This is a genomic window from Rugamonas rivuli (assembly GCF_009380165.1).
GTDB lineage: Bacteria > Pseudomonadota > Gammaproteobacteria > Burkholderiales > Burkholderiaceae_D > Rugamonas > Rugamonas rivuli.
This window is the reverse complement of sequence record NZ_WHUF01000002.1, coordinates 956,931-977,574: the sequence shown is the minus strand read 5'-3', so window position 1 is coordinate 977,574 and position 20,644 is coordinate 956,931. Positions and strand designations below refer to the sequence as shown.

Here is a 20,644-nt window from a genome sequence, read left to right as displayed (position 1 = left end):
AATGATCGCCGTTTGCTCACCCTTTGGGGATAGGCTGCGCTCAACCGCCTGTGCCGCAGGCATGCAGGTCGATGATGCCGCGTTCGATCGACAGCGTCACCGCGTGGGTGCGGTCGCTGGCGTTCAGCTTGGCCAGGATGTTCTTCATGTGTACCTTGACGGTTTCTTCTGAAATCGCCAGGTGCATGCCGATGCGCTTGTTGCTCTGGCCTCCGGCCACCAGCTGCAGCACTTCGATCTCGCGCTTGCTCAGCGCACTCTCATACCAATGCTCGGCGATGCCGCTGGCCACCGCCGCCTGGATGCTGCGCCGGCCTTCGTGCACGCTGCGCACCGTCGCCAGCAGCTCCTTGCGCAGCATGCTCTTGAGCAGATAGCCGGCAGCGCCGGCGGCGATCGCGCGCCGGGCCAGCACGTCGCCCTCGTAGGTGGTCAGCACCACGATGCGGGCGTTGGGGAACTCGCTGCGGATGGCGATGGTGGCGTCGATGCCGCTCATGCCCGGCATCTGGATGTCCATCAGCGTGACGTCGGGCTGCAGCCGGCGATAGCACTCGATGGCCTGCTCGCCCGTGGTGGCCTCGCCCACCAGGCGCATGTCGTCCTCGGCGGCGAGGACGCTGGCTATGCCTTCGCGGAACATCGGATGGTCGTCCACGCTCAGTACAGTAATCGGCGTTGTCTGGGCCGTAGTCATTGGCGTTCTCAAAATCTTGCGGGGAAGCGCCAGCATGACACAAATCCTCCACCTCTGCCATACCCCCATCTAGGTAGTCTCCGTACCCCGTATCGGGGCGTGGCAAAACGTTACAGAAAGCTTAATCTTCGGTCCAGGATAGCGACACATCGTAAAGGGCGAACAAATATGCGTGGATACACATCCAGTTTTCCACGGGGGAGCGCGGGCGCGGGACTACTGCTGTTGCGCTTCGCGCTCGCAGCGCAGCTGCTGTGGCACCTGGCCGGCGCGGCTGCGGCCTGGTGGCACACCACGCTGGCGGTGCTGCTGTCCCTGATGCTGGCCGCCGGACTACTGACGCCGGTGGCGGCCGCGCTGTGCGCCTGCTACCACCTGCTGTACGTCGGCCATGCGGGTTCGCTGATCGCCGCAGCCACCGCCGTCGCCCTGGTATTGATGGGGCCCGGCGCCTACGCGGCGGATGCCCGCCTGTTCGGGCGGCGCAAGATTTTAATGTAACGACTTGGGAGAATTGACATGCGACTGGATACCAAAAACTGGCCACACTCCGCAATCGGCGGCAATGGCGCGGCGGTTGCCGGCACCATCGCCAACTACGACAGCAAGGTGCGCGTGTTCATCGCGCACAGCGACGCCATCGTCAGCGCCGGACTGGCCGCGCTGCTCGGCGCCGAGGGCGACATGCTGGTGGCGCAGGGCGAGGCCATGGCCCTACCACAGCCCGTGCAGGCCGACGTGATCGTCCTTGATCACAAGGGCGCGCTGGAATACATGCGCCGCTGCGCCAACGCGCCGCAGCACGGCGGCGCGCAGGCGCGCGTGCTGATCGTCACGCAGATGGAGCGCGAATGGGAAGTGCGCACCGCGATGATGGCGGGCGTGCACGGCTACCTGCTGCAAAACTGTTCGCCGGACCAGGTGCCGGCGGCGGTGCGCTCGCTGAGCCGGGGCATACGCTACCTGAGCGCGGACCTGAGCCGCTGCGTGGCCGACAGTTTCACCCGCATCGGCCTGACCAGCCGCGAGACGGACGTGCTGCAACTGCTGGCGCAGGGCCAGTGCAACAAGTCCATCGCCCGCGAACTGGGCATCGGCGTCGGCACCGTCAAGACCCACGTCAAAGGCTTGTTCGACAAGCTTGGCGCAACGGCACGCACCCACGCCGTGGTGCTGGCTACGCGGCGCGGCCTGGTGGGCGACGGCGCCATCAGCCAGCATTGACATCATTACGAGATTGTCATTGGCGTATCCCGCGCAAGCGCTGTAGAATCGCCGCATGCAAGCACATACACGCTCCGTAGGCACATCACATCATAAGACGCGCACCCAGCGCGTCCTGATGTTTTTCGTGCTGGTGTTCCTGTCGCTGCAACTGATCGGGGCGAGTTCGCACAAGCACTCGTACACCGAAACGCAAAACGATTGCGCCTCGTGCGTGATCGCGCATATGCCGGCGGGTGTTCCGCCGCCGGCCATTGCGGTGCTTCCGGTGGCGATGCTGGCCGCCCTCCTCGTCCTCGTTCCGCAGCGTTCCGTTCGGGCCCTCCGAACCGACTTCTTCACCCCGCCCTCGCACGCGCCGCCCGGCGTTGCCGCTATCTCCTTCTGATCCGCTTCTTTTAGCACCGTTTAACACGGCCGCATTTTTGCGTCCCGTGCGCGTACTCGCGCGCCTGAACATTTCAAGGATTTACCATGCAACGCACGCCACAACTCCGTACCATGCCACTGCTGCTGGCCGCAGCTTTCTACGCCCACCACGCCAGCGCCGCCGAAGATGGCAGCCCAGTGATGCAGCAGGTGGAAGTCACCGCCGCCCACTTGAAAAGTGCGCGCATCGACCTGTCGCCGAATGTCGGCACCACCGTCTACTCCATCGACCGCCACATGATCGAGCAGTTGGGCCAGGGCGACAACACGCCGTTCAACGAAGTGCTGCTGCGCCTTCCGGGCGTGAGCCAGGATTCGAAAGGATCGGGCTCTATCCACGTGCGCGACGACCACGCCAACGTGCAGTACCGCGTCAACGGCGTGCAGCTGCCGGAATCGATCACCGGCTTCGGCCAGTCGATCGACACCCGCTTCGTCCAGCAGACCGATTTCATCACCGGCGCGCTGCCGGCGCAATTCGGCCTGCGCACGTCGGGCATCGTCGACATCCAGACCAAGGAAGGCACGGTCAAATCCGGCGGCCGCATCGGCGTGCTGGTGGGCAGCCATGACTACGTGGCGCCAAGCGCGGAGTTCTTCGGCACGCAGGGCGCCTTTAACTACTACCTGTCCGGCAGCTATCTGTCGAACGCGCTGGGCATCGAGAATCCGCTGCCTACCCGCAGCGCGCTGCACGACCGCACCAAGCAAAGCAAATCCTTCGGCGCGCTGTCGTGGTTCCTGGACGACCAGACCCGCCTGGGCCTGATGTTCGGCACCTACAACGGCCGCTTCCAGATTCCGAACAACCCGGACCAGGCGCCGGCCTTCTCGCTGACCGGCCAGAGCGACGCCACCGCCGGCACCAGCAAGCGGCCGTCGGCACAGCTGGACGAGCGCCAGCGCGAGACCAACCGCTTCCTGGTGCTGTCGCTGCAAAAGAGCGTGGGCGACTTGAACTACCAGGTATCAGCCTTCCATCAATACTCCGAGCTGCACTACACGCCCGATGCGCTGGGCGATTTGATCTACAACGGCGTGGCCTCCGACACGCTGCGCTCCAACTCGGCCAGCGGCGCGCAGTTCGACGCCAGCTACAAGCTGACCGACAGCCACACCGTGCGCGCCGGCCTGGCCTACTCGCACCAGACCACCCACAGCGACAACGCGGTCGCCGTGTTCGACACCGACGGCAGCGGCGCGCAGTCCGGCACCGATCCGCGCACCATCATCGACAACAGCAGCAAGACCGGCAAGCTGTCCAGCTTCTACCTGCAGGACGAATGGCACATCGCCGCGCCGCTAACGCTGAACTACGGCCTGCGCTTCGACAAGGTATCGGCCTACGTCGACGAGCAGCAATGGAGCCCGCGCGTCAACCTGGCCTACCAGCTGGCCAAGGGCACGGCGCTGCACGCCGGCTACTCGCGCTACTTCACCCCGCCGCCGCAAGAACTGGCCGCGCAATCGAGCATCGACAAGTATGCCGGCACCTCCAACGCGCCGCAGGTGCCGGTGTCGGACAACGTCAAGGCCGAGCGCACCAACTACTACGACATCGGCTTGAGCCACCAGTTCAGCGAAGAGCTGACCGTGACGGCCGACGCCTACTACAAAAAAATCCGCAACATGCTGGACGAAGGCCAGTTCGGCCAGGCGCTGATACTGTCGCCGTTCAATTACGAGCGCGGTTACGCCAAGGGGCTGGAGCTGTCGGCCGTGTACAACCGCGCCAACTGGGGCGGCTTCCTGAACCTGACCACGCAGAAGGCCAAGGGCCAGAACATCATCTCCGGCCAGTCGCTGTTCGGGCCGGACGAGCTGGCGTACATCGCCAACCACTACATCTACGTCGACCACGACCAGACCTACACGGTATCGGGCGGCGCCCACTACCACTGGGGCGACACCAAGTTGAGCGGCGATTTCCTGTACGGCAGCGGCTTGCGCAAGACGCCGGACGGCGCCGCGCCGAACTCCGGCACGCTGCCGCACTACACGACGGTCAACCTGTCGCTGACACACGACTGGAAGAATACGGCAGTAGGCAATATCGAAGGCCGCGTGGCGCTGGTCAACGCCTTCGATAAATCCTATCTGCTGCGCGACGGTTCCGGCGTAGGCGTGGGCGCTCCGCAGTACGGTGCTCGCCGCACGCTTTACGCTGGAATTTCGGTTGGATTCTGATTTTAGTTAGGAGTCCTTGATAAACCGGAATTCCTGTGTATAATCGGCGGCATGGACAGCAAAACCAACAAGCCGTGGCAGGATACGCCTGATGTTTCAGCGCGCATCATCTCCTCTATCGGACGCATCGCCAGTGTGATGCGCTCCGGTATGTGGGAGTTCGCCACCACCGAAAACCTCAATCCGGCGCAGGCCGAGATACTGCAGCTGCTGCAAGGCCGCAAGCAGGGAGTGCGCTTGTCCTGGCTGGCGTCGCAGTTGTCGATCAGCGCGGCCAGCGCCAGCGATTCGGTGTCGGCCCTGGCGGCCAAGGGCTTGCTGTACAAGGCCAAGGCGGAGGACGACGGCCGCGCCACCGCGCTGTTCCTGACCGACGACGGCGCTGCCATGGCGGCCCGAATCGGCGGCGCGTTGGGCTTTGCCGAAGATGCCGCTGCCGCCCTGCCCGCAGCCCAGCAGGCCGAGTTGCTGACCGGTTTATTCAAGCTGATCGCCCAGTTGCAAAAGACCGAGCGCTTCCCCGAGATGCGGGCCTGCCTGTCGTGCCAGTACTTCGAAGCGAACCGCCATCCCGGTAAGCCCGCGCCGCATCACTGCGGGCTGGTGAACGCGCCGCTGTCGGTGGCACTGCTGCGCATCGATTGTCCCGAACAGGTGCCGGCCGATCCGGCCACGCGCCAGCGCAACTGGAAGGTGTTTGCTTGAGTTTTTTTTGACCATATTAGTTAGGACTCCTATTTGCTTTTACCGCAGTGCTTTTGTAGTGCTTTTTTAACCCACGAAAGGAAATACCATGAACCGCATCGCTCTCGTCTCCCCCGCCGACACCACCGGCGAACGCCAACAACTGCTGGCGCAAATCCACGGCGCGTTCGGCGCCACGCCGAACATGTTCAAGGCCGTCGCCAATTCGACCGCCGCGCTGAAAAGCATGTGGGGCGCGTTCGGCGCCTTGGGCGGCGGCGTCATCGACGCCAAGCTGGGCGAACAGATCGCCGTCGCCATCGCCGACCGCAATGAGTGCGACTACTGCCTGGCCGCGCACACGGCGCTGGGCCGCAAGGCCGGCGCCAGCGCCGAGGAGATGAGCGAGGCGCAAGCCGGCCAGTCCTCCGATCCAAAAACCGCCGCCGCGCTGCGCTTCGCCACCGCCGTCGTCAACAACCGCGCGCAGATCGCCGGCGAGGAAGTGGAAGCGCTGCGCGCGGCCGGCTTCGACGACGAAGCCATCGTCGAGATCATGGCCCACGTCGCGCTCAACCTCTTCACCAACTACGTCAACGTCGCCTTCAAGGTGCCGGTCGACTTCCCGTCGGTGAAACTGCGCGCCAAATAAGGAGCAGCCATGCACGCTATCGCCCCCGAACTCCAGGTTGCGGCCTGGCTGAACGCCACGCAGCCGCTGTCGTTAAGGCAGCTGCGCGGCAAAGTCATCGCCATCTACGTCTTCCAGATGCTGTGCCCCGGCTGCGTTTCGCACGGCATCCCGCAGGCCAGGACGATACGCAGCACTTTCGACGAACAGGACGTCGCCGTGCTCGGACTGCATTCCGTGTTCGAGCATCACGACGTGATGACGGAGAAAGCGCTGGCAGCCTTTTTGCACGAGTACCGCATCGATTTTCCGGTGGCGATAGACCAGCCGGCGCAGCGCGGCGCCATTCCGCTGACGATGGAACAGTACCAGTTGCGCGGGACGCCGACGCTGCTGCTGATCGATCGCCAGGGACGGCTACGGCTAAACCATTTCGGCCGCGCCGACGACATGCAGGCCGGCGCGCTGATCGGCCGCCTGCTCGCGGAAGCTGCCGAACAGCCGGAGGTGCACTGCGACGATACCGCCTGTAGCATCCGCTAGTACTCGGGCGACCGTACTTTCACACGCGGGATTCAGGCACGCATAATCCGCTACTACCGGAGAGTCCACATGCGTGTCCTGAATATCCTGATCATTGCGCTGGCGGCGGCTTTGCTGTCGAGCTGCGCTTCCATGAGCTACAGCCGTAGCGTCAAGCAGACCGGCAGCATCGTCGATTACCTCTACCCGGACGCCAAATCCGCGCCAGCCATGACGCCCACCGTCACGCGCCTGCGGCCGCCGGTGCGGGTCGGCATCGCCTTCGTGCCGGGCGCCGGCTGGGGCAACGGCCTGCCGGAGACGGCGCGCATGAAACTACTGGAGCGCGTACGCGACTCCTTCTCCAAACATCCCTACATCGGCAAGATCGAAATCATCCCGACGCAGTACATGCGCGCCAGGGGCGGCTTCACCAATCTCGAACAGGTGGCGCGCATGTTCGATGTCGAAGTGGTGGCCCTGCTCTCCTACGACCAGGTGCAGTTCAACGACTCCAACGCGCTGTCGGTGCTGTACTGGACCATCATCGGCGCCTACGTGGTGCACGGCGACCAGTACGACGTGCAGACCATGCTGGACGCCTCGGTGTTCGATGTGCAGAGCCGCAAGCTGCTGTTCCGCGCGCCGGGCACCAGCCAGGTCAAGGGCAGCGCCAGCTGGGCGGGCTTCAGCGAAAAATCCCGCGCCGCGCAGACCGAAGGCTATAACGCCGCCGTCGACCAGCTGGTCCCCAACCTGCAGGCGGAGCTGGACAACTTCCGCGAGCGCATCAAGCACGACGCCAACTACCAGGTCGAGAACAAGGAAGGCTACAAGGGCGGCGGCGCGATGGGCTGGCTGATGCTGGCGTTGGCCGTGCTGCTGGCGGGCCTGGCGTGGATGCAGAAGCGCCGTGAATGAGCTGCTTGAATTCGACCGCCACGCGCTGCTGGCCGGCCAGTGGTGGCGGCTGTGGACGGGACACCTGGTCCACTACACGCCGCAGCACGCGCTGATCGATTTCGCGGTGGTGCTGGCCGCCGCCGTGATCGTGGTGCAGCTGAGCGCCACGCCGGCCATCGGCATGCGCCGCCTGGCGCTGGCGCTGTTCCTGGGCGCTCCGTTCATTTCAGTGGGGATGCTGCTGATCGCGCCCGGCTGCATGAGCTATCGCGGCGCCTCGGGCATCGCCGCCATGCTGGTGGTGATGGCGGGCGGCGCGTTGTGGCCGCGCGCGGCGCGCTCCGTGCGCGCGGCCCTGCTGCTGATGGCCGCCACGCTGCTGGCCAAGATCGGCGCCGAGGCTGCGGGCGCCGTCCACGGCTTGAGCCAGCTGCCGGCCGACGTGGTGATCGCCTGGCAGGCGCACCTGCTGGGCGTGGTCGCGGGCGCCATCGCGTTCGCGGCGCGCAAACCCCGGCTGCAACTGGATTAACTATCAATATAAATCCGACTTGTTTGTGTTTCACAAGCCTCAACATTGCCGTTAATTCTTGTGTATCTGGCATGGATATAGGCATAATCGTTCGGACTTAAACGATCCCTGCCCGATGTGTATCCTAACTGGAGTACGACATGAGCATCCCAGCCCGCACCGTCATTTCCGCCAGCCTGGCCGCTGCCTTCCTTGCACCGACCGCGTGGGCGGCGGACGAGATTCCGTCGGTGGTCGTCACCGCGCAATCCCGCAAGCAGTTCGTGCAGGACGTGCCGATGACCATACAGGTATTGACGGCCAAGGACATCGACGCCATCGGCGCCAAGGACCTGGGCGACTTGAACGGCTACATACCGGGCCTGGTGGTGGACGCGGTCGAACCGACGCAGCCCGGCTTCGGCATACGCGGCGTGCAGACGGGCGATTTCGGCATCGCCACCGATTCGCCGGTCGGCATCTATGTCGACGGCGTCTACACCGGCAAGACCGGCGGCGCGCTGATGAACTTCATCGACATCCAGCGCATCGAGGTGATCAAGGGGCCGCAGGGCACGCTGTTCGGCCGTAACAGCGCGGCCGGCGCCATCGCCATCACCACCAACGAACCGGGCAAGGAAGTCGACGCCGCCGGCCGCATCAAACTGGGAAAATACGGCCGCGCCAATGCCGACGTGATGATCAACCTCCCCATCAACGACAGCTTCGCCGCACGGCTGGTGGCGGTGCGCTCGGGCAGCGAGGGGTGGGTCGACAACACCACCACCGGCAAGAAGTCCGGCGGCGACAAGGACTGGGCCACCCGCCTGATGCTGCGCAAGGACTTCGACGCCGCCAAGCTGGTGTTCGCGTGGGAGCACGAGAACATGGAGCAGTACGGCCGTCCTGCCTTCGGCGTCATCAAGGATCCACGGCTGCCGCTGGGCGGCTACACGGGCGTCTACGACGCGGCCTACACCGCCAACTTCGTCAACCCGTTCACCGCGCCGCTGCAGAACGACCAGCAAGGCACCGAAGGCCGCATGTTCGACGGCGCCACGCTGCGCTTCGAAACGCCGCTGGCCGGCATGGTGTTCAACTCCACCACCGCCTACCGTCGCTTCACCACCCACAACATCACCGACAACGACGGCGGCAACCGCCCCGACCTGTACCTGACCACGCAGGACGCCAAGCGCGCCCACAGCTTCCAGCAGGAGTTCAAATTGTCCGGCAAGAGCGGCCAGCTCGATTGGATCGCGGGCCTGAGCTTCTACCACAACAACGAGCACCAGGATGCCGGCGCCTTCGTCACCACCGGCACGCTCGACACCCTGAGCCAGTTCGCCGGAGGCCAGCCGAATTTCGCCATGCTGTTCGGCGGCCTGGGCGCGGCGGGCCTGCCGGGCGTCGGCCCCGACACGGTGTTCAGCTGGGACGAGACGCACTACAGCGATGTGCGGACCAAGTCGGCCTCGATCTACGGCGACACCATCTGGCACCTGTCGCCGTCGACCAACGTCACCGCCGGCCTGCGCTACACGCAGGACAAGAAGCAGATGACGTGGTTCGTGCCGGGCCGCGTGTCGCCGCAGCTGGACAACTTCCTCAACAGCTACGGGCCGCTGGCCGGGCTGGATGCATCGGCCTTCCCGTCCAACGTGATCTTCAGCACGGCCGCGCAACTGGCGGCGTCGCCGGTGACGCGCGAGAAGGACTGGACCGACTGGAGCCCGCGCCTGGTGCTGGACCATAAGCTGAACCCAGACACGCTGCTGTTCACGTCCCTGTCGCGCGGCTACCAGGCCGGCGGCTTCAACATCTTCACGCCGCCCAATCCCGCCGCGCCGGCCGCCGCCGGCAAGGACCCAAGCTTCGAGCCTGAGAAGATGACCAACTTCGAAGCCGGCGTGAAGCTGGCCCTGCCCGCGCTGCGCGCCACGGTCAACGCCTCGCTGTTCGCCTACAAGTTCAAGAACCTGCAGGACATCCAGCTGTACAGCGTGGGCACGGTGCCGACCTATAACGTGGTGTCCAGCGACCAGAAGGCGCATGGCCTGGACCTGGATGGCCGCATCCGCATCTCGCCGCGCGTGACGGTGTTCGGCGGCATGGAGTACATCGACCAGACCTACACCCGCTACCAGCGCCTCGACGCCGCCGGCAACGTCACGCTGGACCTGGGCGGCCAGCCGGTCGGCACGCCGCGCTTGACGGCGATGGCGGGCGTGAACGTCAACTGGGAAACGCTGGGCGGCCGCAGCAGCCTGAATTTCCAGGGCACGCACGCGACCGCGCAGCGCTGCAACAACGACACCGCCAAGCTCCAGTGTCTGAGCACCGCGCAGCTCAAGACCGGCAAGGCCACCAGCAAGTTCGATCTGCGCCTGGCCTGGGACAGCCCCAGCTCGCGCTACGGCGTGGCGCTGCTGGTCAACAATGTGTTCGACCAGCGCTACATCACCAACCTTGGCGGTCAAACCGAACAGTATGGCGGTCCCTACGCCTACCTCACGCCGCCGCGCATGATCGCGGTGGAATTCCGGGCCAGCCTGTAGATGGCGCGCTGGCTCAAGCTGACCGCCGCGGCAGCGCTGGTGCTGACGGGCGGCGCGGTGTTGACGCTGGCGCTGCATCCGCCCGAACTGCTGCGCGTGGTCGCCGGTTACGGCGCCAAGATGGTCTGTTCCAACGTCTTCATCGCGGGCCGCGAGGCGCAGGCCGTGCTGGCCGACGACGTGCAGGCGCCCGGCCATCCCATCCTCAAGCTGCTGCAGCTGCGCGTCGACACGGACCACAAGCTGGTGCGCGCCGATCTGCTGGGCTTTGTCGGCAAGGGCCTGGCCGTGTACCGGCCCGGCACCGGCTGCGCGGCGGTGCCGGACGGCGATGTCGAGAAGGCCATGCAGTACCAGTTTGCGCCGCTGAAGATGTGGGCGCCCTCGTCCAGCGTGCCGTGGCCGACCGGCTCGCAGCCGGAGACCATGCCGGCGGTGCAGGCCTTGCTTGAGCAGGATGCGCTGGCCGGTCCCGGCATGCGCGGCATGGCGGTGATCCACCAGGGCCGGCTGGTCGCGCAGCGCTACGGCGCGGGCTTCCACGCCGGCATGCCGCTGCTGGGCTGGTCGATGACCAAGACCGTCAGCGCGGCGCTGGTCGGCATGCAGATCGCCGACGGCACGCTCAAGCCGCAGCAGAACGGTTTCTGGCCGGATGCCGGCGACCCGCGCGCGGCCATCACGCTGGCGCAGCTGATGGCGATGAGCAGCGGCCTGCAATTCAACGAGGGCTATGGCGCCGTCTCCGACGTGACGCGCATGCTGTACCTGGAGCCGGACATGGCGGCCTACAGCGGCTCGCTGCCGCTGGCGCAGGCGCCGGGCGGCGCATGGAACTACTCCAGCGGCACCACGCTGCTGCTGTCGCGGATCTGGCAGCGCGCGGCGGCCGATGCCAAACACGCTGCGACATCGGCCGCCGTGCTGTCGCTGCCGCGCGAGCGCCTGTTCGACCCGCTGGGCATGAGCAGCGCGGTGATGGAAGCGGACGCGCGCGGCAATATGGTCGGTTCCAGCTATATGTATGCGAGCACGCAGGACTGGGCGCGCTTCGGCCAGTTCCTGCTGCAGGACGGTGTATGGCAGGGCAAGCGCCTGCTGCCGGAAGGCTTTGTCGCCGGCATGCAGCAGGTGGCGCCGGCCTCGGGCGGCCAGTATGGACAGGGCCAGGTGTGGCGCTGGGGGCCGTCCGGTACTGCGCCGGAAGAACAGAACCCTGACCTGCCGTTCAAGCTCCCGGCCGACACCTACTGGCTGGAAGGCCACGATGGCCAGAGCATCGCCATCGTGCCGTCGAAGCAGCTGCTGGTGGTGCGGCTGGGACTGACCCCGCGCAGCTTGAACTATCAGCCGCAGGCGCTGCTTGCCGCCGTGGTCAAGGCGCTGGAATGATGGCGGCAAGCGGCGGCGCGGTTCCCTACAGCCTGTTGCGCCACCAGGGCGCGATGCTGCGGGCGACCGCCCGTATGCTGTTGCAGGCGGCCGGACGGTCCGTGCTGCCATCGGCCGCGCGCCGCCATGCGAATACCCCGCCCTCTGCGAACGCCATCGCGCCGCTACAGCGCAGCATCGCCGCGCCGCCGGCGCAACTGGTAGAGCACTACATCCGCTGGTGCGGCGCCGCCGGCCGCTACGACGGCGAGCTGCCGCCGCACATGGTGTCGCAATGGAGCCTGCCACTGGTGAGCGAGCTGTTGATGCAGCTGCCCTACCGGCTCACCGGCATCATCAACCAGGGCGTGTCGATGGCCGTGCACGGCCCGTTGCCGCGCGGCGCAGCGTTGATGCTGCACGCTTCGGTCGAGCAGATCGCGCATGCCGAGGGCTGGGCCAGGATCGTGGTCGCCATCGTCACCGGCACGGCGCAGCATGCGCGGCTGGTGGAAACCCGGCTGCACATGCGGGTGCGCCTGTCCGGTCCGCGCAGCGCGCGCACGGCGCCGGCGCGGCCGCCCGATCCGGCCTGGCAAACCGCCGGCACATGGCGGGCCGAGGCCGGCGACGGCCTGCGCTTCTCGCTGCTGACCGGCGACTTCAATCCCATCCACTGGTGCGGGCCGCTGGCGCGGCGCTCGGTGTTCGGCGCCAAGGTGCTGCACGGCTTCGGCAGCCTGGCGCGCAGCTGCGAGACGCTTGCGCCGCGCAGCTTCCGCGAGATCGAGGTGCGCTTCCTGCGCCCCGTCGCGCTGGACGGCGAAGCGCTGTCGGTGCAGCTGGCGCCCGAGGCCGATACCGACGGCCGGCGCGCGTTGCGCCTGCTCGGCGCGGCCGATACGGTGCACCTGGCGGGATGGCTGCGCTGAGCTTGCGTGGCGATGCCTGCCAGTGTATCGTCACCGCAGTTCAACCATGACCAAGGATGCAACGATGACCGTACTGATACTGGGCTTGCTGGTTTTTCTCGGATTGCATTCGGTCCGCATTTTCGCCGACGACTGGCGCACCGCCATGCGCGCGCGCCTGGGCGAGAACGGCTGGAAGGGTCTCTACTCGGTGGTGTCGCTGGCCGGCTTCGGTTTGATCATCTGGGGCTACAGCCTGGCGCGGCAGCAGCCCGTCGTTGTGTGGTCGCCGCCGGCCTTCATGGCGCACATCGCCGCGCCGCTGATGATGCTGGCCTTCATCCTGCTGGTGGCGGCCTATGTGCCGGGCAACGGCATCAAGGCGCGCTTGCATCATCCGATGACGCTGGCCGTCAAGGTCTGGGCACTGGCCCACCTGCTGGCCAACGGCACCCTGCATGACATCATCCTGTTCGGCAGTTTCCTGGTGTGGTCGGTGCTGCTGTTCCGCGCGACGCGCAAGCGCGATGCCGCCGCCGGCACCGTCTACCCGCCCGGCAAGTGGGTGGCGACGCTGGCGACGGTGGTGGTGGGCTTCGGCGCGTCGGTGCTGTTCGCCCACTGGCTGCACCTGACGCTGATCGGCGTGAAGCCGTTCTAGGCACTCAGTGGCATTTGCCGCGGATGACTGCGGCGATCACCCACGGCAGCGAATACGGCCCCACCACGGCGATGGGGCCGATGTAGGCCGGCTGGAGCTTGAGCGCATCCTCGTGCAGGCAATCGGGCACCTTGGCCTGTTCGAAGGCGACGCTCATCTTGTCGCGCACCGTGGGCGAGGTGGTGCCGAAGGCGCCGGCCGCGCGGGTGGCCGGGTCGACCGGATGCGGATCTTCGGCCACGACGGCGCGCACCGCCTGGCGTATCAGCTCGTCGGACAATGGGGGCGGCAGGCTGAGATCGCGCACCACCGGCTCCGGCTGCGAAGGCTGTTGCTGCGGCTCCGGCAGGGCCGACGCGGCCAGCGGCATGATGGCCAGCCAAGCGGCGGCGATAATTTTCCTCATCTAATCTCCATTTTCTGCACACCGCATCATTTCACTACTGTCATAGTAGCAAAATCAATTTAAAATCTGTAGATCATCACATGGAGAGGAACGAAATATGACGGACTGGACCAGCGGCTACGTGGCGGACATCGGTTACACCTACGGCTGCTATGATTTATTGAATCCTCTGCGCGTCAAGCTGGCGTTGCTGAAGGTCGGCGTGGTGCTCCCGCAGACCGGAACGGCCTGCGAACTGGGCTTCGGCCAAGGCGTCAGCGCAAATGTCCACGCCGCCGCATCGGCCACCCAATGGTATGGCACCGACTTCAATCCGGCGCAGGCCGGCTATGCACAGGAACTGGCTGCCTGCGTCGAGGACGGCCCGCAATTGTTCGACCAGTCGTTCGCCGAATTCTGCAGCCGCACCGATCTGCCAGACTTCGACTTCATCGGCCTGCACGGCATCTGGAGCTGGATCTCGGATGAAAACCGCGCCATCATCGTCGACTTCGTGCGGCGCAAGCTGAAGGTCGGCGGCGTGATGTACGTCAGCTACAACACCCAGCCCGGCTTTGCGGCGATGGTCCCGATGCGCAACCTGATGACCCAGCACGCCGCCATGATGTCGCCGCCGGGCGCCGGCGTGGTCGCCAGGGTCGAGAGCGCCATGGAGTTCGCCAACAAGCTGATCGCCACCAATCCCCTGTTCTCGCGGATCAATCCGCAAGTGACCGAGCGTTTGAAAGTGATGAAAGACCAGGACCGCAACTATCTGGCCCACGAGTACTTCAACCGCGACTGGCAGCCCATGTCTTTCTCCGACATGGCCGGCTGGCTGGCCGATGCCAAGATGGATTTCGCCTGCTCCGCCACCTACAGCGAGCTGGTACATACGCTGAACGTGACGCCGGAGCAGCGTGCCATGCTCAATGAAATTCCCGACACGGTGCTGCGCGAGAGCGTCTACGATTTCATGATCAACCAGATGTTCCGCCGCGACTACTGGGTCAAGGGCAAACGCCGCCTGCAGCCCATGGAATACGTCGAGCAAGTGCGTGAGCTGCACGTGGTGCTGTGCGAGCCGGCCAGCATCTTCAAACCCGTCATCAACGGCGCGCTCGGCGAGGCCCAGCTGAACGAGTCCATCTACCTGCCCATCGTCGATTTGATGGCCGACCATGCCGTGCGCACGCTCGGCGAGATCGAACAGTCCCTGCAAAGCAAAGGCATCACGCTCAACCAGGTGCATGAGGCTTGCCTGCTACTGGTGAGCAAGGGAGCGATGGCCGTCGCCCAGTCTCCCGCCGCCACCGCCCTGCGCCGCCCCCATACCGACCGCCTGAACCAGCGCTTGCTGCGGCAAGCGCGCGGAGGCAGCGAGGTAACAATGCTGGCCAGTCCGGTGACGGGTTCCGGCGTTCCTGTCGCGCGCATCCGGCAGCTGTTCATCAGCGCCGTCATCGACGGCAAGGAAAGCCCGCAGGAATGGGCGCAGCACGCCTGGCACCTGATCAAGTCGTCGCAGCAAAACATGAGCAAGCAGGACGGCACGCCGCTCAGCGATGAGGAACAATTGCTTGAGCTGAACACTCAGGCCATCGAGTTCCGCGACAACAGGCTGGCGCTGCTACGCGCCCTGGGCATAGTCTGACGGCGCCACCGCGTCGGCCACGCGGACGGCGTTGCGGCCGCCCTGCTTGGCCGCGTACAGCATTTTGTCGGCCTGCATCAGCCAGTCGGCCGGCGCGGTGCGCTTGTCCATCGCCGCCACGCCGATCGATATCGTCAGCGGATGGCCGTCGATCAGGCAGGTCGAGGCCACCGCCGCGCGCAGGTTTTCCGCCAGCCGGCTGGCCGCCAGCAGCGCCGCGCCATTGGCGATAATGGCGAACTCCTCGCCGCCGTAGCGGAACAGGCGGTCGGTGGCGCGCGTGTGCAGCCGCATCACTTCGCACAGGCGCACCAGCGCACGGTCGCCGGCCGCATGGCCGTAGCGGTCGTTGACCTGCTTGAAATGGTCCAGGTCCAGCAGCAGCAGGCAGGACGCCAGATGCGGGCGGCGCTCGTCGGCATGGTCGGCCAGCTTGCGGTCCAGCGAGCGGCGGTTGCCGACGCCGGTCAGGAAGTCCAGCTCCACCTCGGTGTGCAGCGCCTTGTTCTGCTCGCCCGTGCGGTGCGAGAAGATGTAGGCGAACAGGTTGACCAGGCCGACGGTGACGACGATGGTCATCAGGTTGAGCACCTCCAGCTGCGGCGCCAGGATCGCCACCAGCCCCACCAGCGAGCCGCTGTTGATGGCCACCGCCACGCCGGGCCGCAGCACGAAGTAGCAGGCGATCATGGTCGGATACACCCAGTACACCAGCGACACGCCGCGCAGGTACACCGTCACCAGCATGCCGGCCGAATACGCCAGCGTGACGCAGAAGCTGGCCACGCGGTGGCGGCCGGTGCGCCAGACGTGGACGATCACCGCCAGCATGGCCAGCACCAGCGCCATGTCCACCGCCGCCGACAGCCAGTTGCGCTGCACCAGGCGGTAGATGCCGAACGGCAGGATGCTGGGGATGCTCAGCGTGCAAAGCAACATCAGGATCACTTCTTCGATGCTGCGCTTGCGCCTGCCGGACAGCCAGCCGAAGCGGCCGCCCTCTCCCTTTTCTGCGTCGGACATCTTCAATCGCTTTACGTAGCTTGGCCGGCGCCATGGGCCGGTGTTGCGCCGCCGTGCTGGGCGGCCAGTTGCGCGGCCTGCGGGTCGACCTTGTGCTGGCCCGACAGGAACATATACATGGCCGGCACCACGAACAGCGTGAACAGCGTGCCGATCGACAGGCCGGTGAAGATCACCAGGCCCATCGCATGGCGGCCGGCCGCGCCCGCGCCCGAGGCGATCACCAGCGGCACCACGCCGAACACCATCGCGGCCGTCGTCATCAGGATCGGACGCAGGCGGGTGGCGGCCGCTTCCTCGATGGCCTCGCGCTTGCTCTTGCCGGCCGCGCGCAGGTGGTTGGCCACTTCGACGATCAGGATGCCGTGCTTGGAGATCAGCCCCATCAGCGTCACCAGCCCGACCTGGGTGTAGATGTTGATCGAGGCGTAGCCGAGGAAGATGAAGGTCATCGCGCCGAACAGCGCCATCGGCACCGAGAACAGGATCACGATAGGATCGCGGAAGCTCTCGAACTGCGCCGCCAGCGCCAGGAACACGATGATGACGGCGAAGGCCATCGTCACCACGAAGCCGCCCGATTCGCTCATGTACTGGCGCGAGCCGCCCGAGTAGTCCACCGTGTAGCCCGACGGCGCCACTTCCTTGACGGTGTTGCGCAGGTATTCCAGGATCTCGCCCTGCGAGGCGCCGGTGACGCCGGCGATGGTGGCCGAGTTCAGCTGCTGGAAGCGGGTCACGGATTCAGGCTGCACGCTGTACTTGATGCTGGCCACGGTGCTGGCCGGTATCATGGCGCCGCTCGGGGTCTTGATGTAGAAGTCCAGCACGTCGGCCGGGTTCAGGCGGTCGACCTGCTGCACCTGCGGGATCACCTTGTACGAGCGGCCCGAGATCGAGAAGTAGTTGACGTAGCCGCCGCCCAGCGCCGCGCCCATGGCGTTGCCGAAGTCCTGCTGCGTCAGGCCCAGCGTGGCCAGCTTGTCGCGGTCGACTTCGACGCGCGCCTGCGGCGAATCGATCTTCAGGTCGACGTCGGCGAAGTAGAATTTATTGTCCTTGCGCGCCTTGTCCAGCACCGCCTGCGCCACCGTGTTCAGGTTCTCGAACGGTTCGGTGGTGGTGATGACGAACTGCACCGGCAAGCCCGAGCTGCCCGGCAGCGCCGGGAACTGGAACGCCGCCACGCGGCCGCCGGCCACGTGGTTCCACTTTTCCTGCAAGTCTTGCTGGATCTCGTGCGCCGAGCGCGACCGCTTGTCCCAGGACTTGAACAGCACGCCGCCGATGCCGGCGTTGGTGGTCGGCACGCCGGTGATCTGGAACATCTGCTCGTATTCGGGCAGCGAGTGCGAGATGTCGAAGATCTGCTTGGCGTAGGCCTGCATCTGGTCCGAGGTGGCGGTCGGCGCCCCGACCACTTGCGACAGCACGATGCCCTGGTCCTCTTCCGGCGCCAGTTCCGACTGCGACATCTTGAACATCAGGCCCAGCAGCACGCTGAGGATCAGGCCCATGACGATCAGCACCGGCCAGGTGTTGAGCAGGCTGTGCAGCAAACGCAGGTAGCCGTTGTGGACTTTCTCGAACACCTTGTCGATGGCCTTGACGAAACGCCCCTCGTCCTGCTTGGGGTCGAAGAAGTGGCCGCACATCATCGGCGACAAGGTCAGCGCGACGATGCCCGACACCGCCACCGCGCCGGCCAGCGTGAAGGCGAACTCGGTGAACAGCGCGCCGGTCAGGCCGCCCTGGAAGCCGATCGGCACGTACACGGCGATCAGCACCACCGTCATCGCCAGGATGGGCGACCCGAGCTCGCGCGCGGCGATGATGGCGGCGTCGAAGGGCTTGATGCCCTCCTTCATGTGGCGGTCGACGTTCTCGACCACGATGATGGCGTCGTCCACCACCAGGCCGATCGCCAGCACGATGGCCAGCAGGGTCAGCAGGTTGATCGAATAGCCCAGCATCAGCATCACGAAGAAGGTGCCGACCAGCGACAGCGGCATGGCGATCACCGGCACGATCACCGCGCGGAAGCTGCCCAGGAACAGGTAGATGACGATGGTGACGATGATCAGCGCCTCGACCAGCGTCTTGACCACCTCGTCGATGGAGGTGTTGATGAACTCGGTCGAGTCGTAGACGATCTCGCCGGTCAGGCCGTTCGGCAACTGCTCCTTGATCGGCGGGAAGGCCTCGCGCACGCGCTTGGCCACGTCGAGGATGTTGGCCTCCGGCGCCACCTTGATACCGATGAACACCGAGCGCACGCCGCTGAAGGCGACGTTGAAGTCATAGTTTTCCGAACCCAGCGTGACGGTGGCGATGTCCTCCAGGTGGACGATGGCGCCGCCGGACTGCTTGACGGCCAGCGCCTTGAATTCTTCCACCGTGTGCAGGTCGGTGCCGGCGGTCAGCGGCACCGTCACCATCTGGCCCTTGGAAGCGCCCAGGCCGGTCAGGTAGTTGTTCTGCGCCAGCGCGGCGCTGACCTCGGTGGCGGTGACGCCGTGCGCCGCCATCTTGCCGGCGTCCAGCCAGGCGCGCAAGGCGAACTGGCGCGCGCCCAGCAGCTCGGCGGTCTGCACGCCCTGGATCGAATCCAGTTTCGGCTTGACCACGCGCGCCAGGAAGTCGGTGACGTTGTTGGTCGGCAGCGTGTTGCTGTAGAAGCCCATGTACATGGCGTCGGTGGTCTGGCCGGTCTGCACCGTCAGCACCGGCTGCTGCGCCTGCTGCGGCAACTGGTTGCGCACCGAGTTGACCTGGGTGGTGATCTCGGTCAGCGCGCGGTTGGAATCGTAGTTCAGCCGCAGCGTGGCGGTGATCACGGACACGCCGCTGTTGGACGAGGACGACAGGTAGTCGATACCCTGCGCCTGCGCGATGGCGCCTTCCAGCGGCTGCGTGATGAAGCCGGCCACGGTGGCGGCGTCGGCGCCGTAGTAGGTGGTGGAAATCGTCACCACCGCGTTCTGCGTCTTCGGATACTGGTTGATCGGCAGGCTGAACAGCGAACGCAGGCCCAGCACCACGATCAGCAGGCTGACCACGCTGGCCAGGACCGGCCGCTTGATGAAGATGTCGGTGAAATTCATGGCGCGGCTTCCCTTAGTGTTCCTGCGGCGTCGGATTCGGGCTGTTGGCCGGCTGCACCTTGTTGTCGATCACGGCCGGCGTGCCGTTCTTCAGTTTCAGCTGGCCGCTGGTGACGACGGTCTGGCCCGCCTTCAGGCCGGTCAGGATGGCGACCTGGTCGCCGCGCGTCGGGCCGGTGGTGACGAACACCTGCTGCGCCACCAGGTGGGCATTGCCCTTGTCATCCTTGAGCGGGTCCTTGGCGTCGGCCGGCGGCGGCGCCAGCACGAACACGGTCGAGCCGTACGGGTTGTAGGTGATGGCGGTCTGCGGCAGGGTCAGGTATTTCTTTTGCTCGCCCTGGTCCAGGCTGACGTTGGCGAACATGCCGGGCAGCAGCTGGCGTTTGCCGTTCGGCACGGTGGCCTCGACCTGCACATTGCGGGTGGCGGCATCGATTTTCGGGCTGATCGACGTCACCTTGCCGGGGAAGGCCAGGCCGGGATAGGCGTCGGCGGTCAGGTTCAGCTTCTGGCCGATCGACAGGCCGGCCAGCTGTTTCTGCGGCACGAAGAAATCGACATAAACAGTATCGATGGTTTGCAGCGTCACCAGCTTGTCGCCCGGGTTCAGGTACTGGCCGGGATTGACGGCGGTGATGCCCAGCTTGCCGGCGAACGGCGCGCGGATGGTCTTCTTGTCGACCACGGCCTGCTGCTGCGCCACCAGCGCCTTGCGGCTCTTCAGGTCGGCGTCGTCGTTGTCGAGCTGGGCCTGGCTGATGGCCTGGGCCGCGAACTGCAGCTTGTCGCGCTTGAGCACGGAGGCCGACAGGTCGGCGGCGGCCTGCAGCGCGCGCAATTGGGCGATGTCGGAATCGGCGTTCATCTCGAACAGCACCTGGCCGGCCTTGACCTCGTCGCCCGACTTGAAGTGCACCTGGCGCACCAGGCCGGCGATCTCGGTGGTGACGTCGACGCCGCGCACCGGCACCAGCGTGCCGACCGAGGTCAGCTGCGGCTGCCACTGCGATTCCTCGGCCTTGATCGCGGTCACGGTTTGCGCGCCCGGCTTGGGCGAGCTGGCGATCAGCTTTTTAATCTGCAGATACTTGCCGAACGCCAGCACGGCGATCAGTAAAAGGACGCCGCCTATCATGATGAACATACGCTTGGTCATGAATCGATCTCCTGCTTTTTAGTGTTGTTT

19 protein-coding genes are annotated in these 20,644 nt (G+C 65.7%); 14 read left to right on the top strand and 5 right to left on the bottom strand.

Annotated elements, in window-relative coordinates; genetic code table 11:
* Nucleotides 1-40 precede the first annotated feature (40 nt).
* Nucleotides 41-697 (bottom strand): response regulator, encoded by a 657-nt coding sequence (locus tag GEV01_RS09610; protein WP_152803704.1) that lies wholly within the window; start codon nucleotides 695-697, stop codon nucleotides 41-43.
* A 225-nt stretch (nucleotides 698-922) separates the two neighbouring features.
* On the opposite strand from GEV01_RS09610, the gene GEV01_RS09605 reads away from it, so the two are divergent.
* From GEV01_RS09605 to GEV01_RS09545, 13 genes are all read left to right on the top strand, one after another.
* Nucleotides 923-1,198 (top strand): hypothetical protein, encoded by a 276-nt coding sequence (locus GEV01_RS09605; protein WP_152803702.1) that lies wholly within the window; start codon nucleotides 923-925, stop codon nucleotides 1,196-1,198.
* A gap of 18 nt (nucleotides 1,199-1,216) precedes the next feature.
* Entirely contained in the window at nucleotides 1,217-1,921 is a 705-nt protein-coding gene (locus GEV01_RS09600; protein ID WP_152803700.1) for a LuxR C-terminal-related transcriptional regulator, read from the top strand.
* Nucleotides 1,922-2,039: 118 nt separating this feature from the next.
* A complete protein-coding gene (locus GEV01_RS09595) occupies nucleotides 2,040-2,309 on the top strand; it encodes a hypothetical protein (RefSeq protein WP_152803698.1) in 270 nt (89 codons plus the stop codon).
* 86 nt (nucleotides 2,310-2,395) lie between these two features.
* The gene (locus GEV01_RS09590; RefSeq protein WP_152803696.1) at nucleotides 2,396-4,537 is read left to right on the top strand and encodes a TonB-dependent receptor; all 2,142 of its coding nucleotides are present in this window, start codon (nucleotides 2,396-2,398) and stop codon (nucleotides 4,535-4,537) included.
* A 51-nt stretch (nucleotides 4,538-4,588) separates the two neighbouring features.
* Nucleotides 4,589-5,242 carry a MarR family transcriptional regulator gene (locus GEV01_RS09585; RefSeq protein ID WP_152803694.1) on the top strand — a complete coding sequence of 218 codons (654 nt, stop codon included), beginning with the start codon at nucleotides 4,589-4,591 and terminating at the stop codon, nucleotides 5,240-5,242.
* An 88-nt stretch (nucleotides 5,243-5,330) separates the two neighbouring features.
* Nucleotides 5,331-5,873, top strand: coding sequence for a carboxymuconolactone decarboxylase family protein (locus GEV01_RS09580; protein ID WP_152803692.1), 543 nt, complete (start codon nucleotides 5,331-5,333; stop codon nucleotides 5,871-5,873).
* A gap of 9 nt (nucleotides 5,874-5,882) precedes the next feature.
* Nucleotides 5,883-6,395, top strand: coding sequence for a peroxiredoxin family protein (locus tag GEV01_RS09575; RefSeq protein WP_152803690.1), 513 nt, complete (start codon nucleotides 5,883-5,885; stop codon nucleotides 6,393-6,395).
* Nucleotides 6,396-6,464: 69 nt separating this feature from the next.
* The gene (gene rhlP, locus GEV01_RS09570; RefSeq protein WP_152803688.1) at nucleotides 6,465-7,295 is read left to right on the top strand and encodes a rhombotarget lipoprotein; all 831 of its coding nucleotides are present in this window, start codon (nucleotides 6,465-6,467) and stop codon (nucleotides 7,293-7,295) included.
* Nucleotides 7,288-7,809, top strand: coding sequence for a rhombosortase (rrtA, locus tag GEV01_RS09565; protein WP_328595470.1), 522 nt, complete (start codon nucleotides 7,288-7,290; stop codon nucleotides 7,807-7,809). The genes rhlP and rrtA overlap by 8 nt, the downstream gene beginning before the upstream one ends.
* Nucleotides 7,810-7,949: 140 nt before the next feature.
* Nucleotides 7,950-10,346: a TonB-dependent receptor gene (locus GEV01_RS09560; RefSeq protein WP_152803686.1), complete on the top strand. Its 2,397-nt coding sequence runs from the start codon at nucleotides 7,950-7,952 to the stop codon at nucleotides 10,344-10,346.
* On the top strand, nucleotides 10,347-11,738 hold the full coding sequence (locus tag GEV01_RS09555; protein ID WP_152803684.1) for a serine hydrolase domain-containing protein: 1,392 nt from the start codon (nucleotides 10,347-10,349) through the stop codon (nucleotides 11,736-11,738). It begins immediately after the preceding gene.
* The gene (locus tag GEV01_RS09550) at nucleotides 11,735-12,649 is read left to right on the top strand and encodes a MaoC/PaaZ C-terminal domain-containing protein (RefSeq protein WP_152803682.1); all 915 of its coding nucleotides are present in this window, start codon (nucleotides 11,735-11,737) and stop codon (nucleotides 12,647-12,649) included. The genes GEV01_RS09555 and GEV01_RS09550 overlap by 4 nt, the downstream gene beginning before the upstream one ends.
* A gap of 64 nt (nucleotides 12,650-12,713) precedes the next feature.
* Nucleotides 12,714-13,289, top strand: coding sequence for an NnrU family protein (locus GEV01_RS09545; protein WP_152803681.1), 576 nt, complete (start codon nucleotides 12,714-12,716; stop codon nucleotides 13,287-13,289).
* Between the two features lie 4 nt (nucleotides 13,290-13,293).
* On the opposite strand, the gene GEV01_RS09540 is transcribed toward GEV01_RS09545, so the two are convergent.
* Nucleotides 13,294-13,695: a hypothetical protein gene (locus GEV01_RS09540; RefSeq protein WP_152803679.1), complete on the bottom strand. Its 402-nt coding sequence runs from the start codon at nucleotides 13,693-13,695 to the stop codon at nucleotides 13,294-13,296.
* 97 nt (nucleotides 13,696-13,792) lie between these two features.
* Here GEV01_RS09540 and GEV01_RS09535 point away from each other — a divergent pair, with 97 nt between their 5' ends.
* Complete coding sequence (locus GEV01_RS09535) at nucleotides 13,793-15,328, top strand: class I SAM-dependent methyltransferase (protein ID WP_152803677.1); 1,536 nt, start codon at nucleotides 13,793-13,795, stop codon at nucleotides 15,326-15,328.
* Here GEV01_RS09535 and GEV01_RS09530 read toward each other — a convergent pair.
* Genes GEV01_RS09530 through GEV01_RS09520 form a run of 3 tightly spaced genes read right to left on the bottom strand, consistent with a single transcriptional unit; the run spans nucleotide 15,305 to nucleotide 20,614 of the window.
* Nucleotides 15,305-16,351: a GGDEF domain-containing protein gene (locus GEV01_RS09530; protein WP_152803675.1), complete on the bottom strand. Its 1,047-nt coding sequence runs from the start codon at nucleotides 16,349-16,351 to the stop codon at nucleotides 15,305-15,307. The two genes, GEV01_RS09535 and GEV01_RS09530, sit on opposite strands and share 24 nt — an antisense overlap.
* Nucleotides 16,352-16,362: 11 nt before the next feature.
* A complete protein-coding gene (locus GEV01_RS09525; RefSeq protein ID WP_152803673.1) occupies nucleotides 16,363-19,455 on the bottom strand; it encodes an efflux RND transporter permease subunit in 3,093 nt (1,030 codons plus the stop codon).
* A gap of 13 nt (nucleotides 19,456-19,468) precedes the next feature.
* The gene (locus GEV01_RS09520) at nucleotides 19,469-20,614 is read right to left on the bottom strand and encodes an efflux RND transporter periplasmic adaptor subunit (protein ID WP_152803671.1); all 1,146 of its coding nucleotides are present in this window, start codon (nucleotides 20,612-20,614) and stop codon (nucleotides 19,469-19,471) included.
* Between the last annotated feature and the right edge of the window lie 30 nt (nucleotides 20,615-20,644).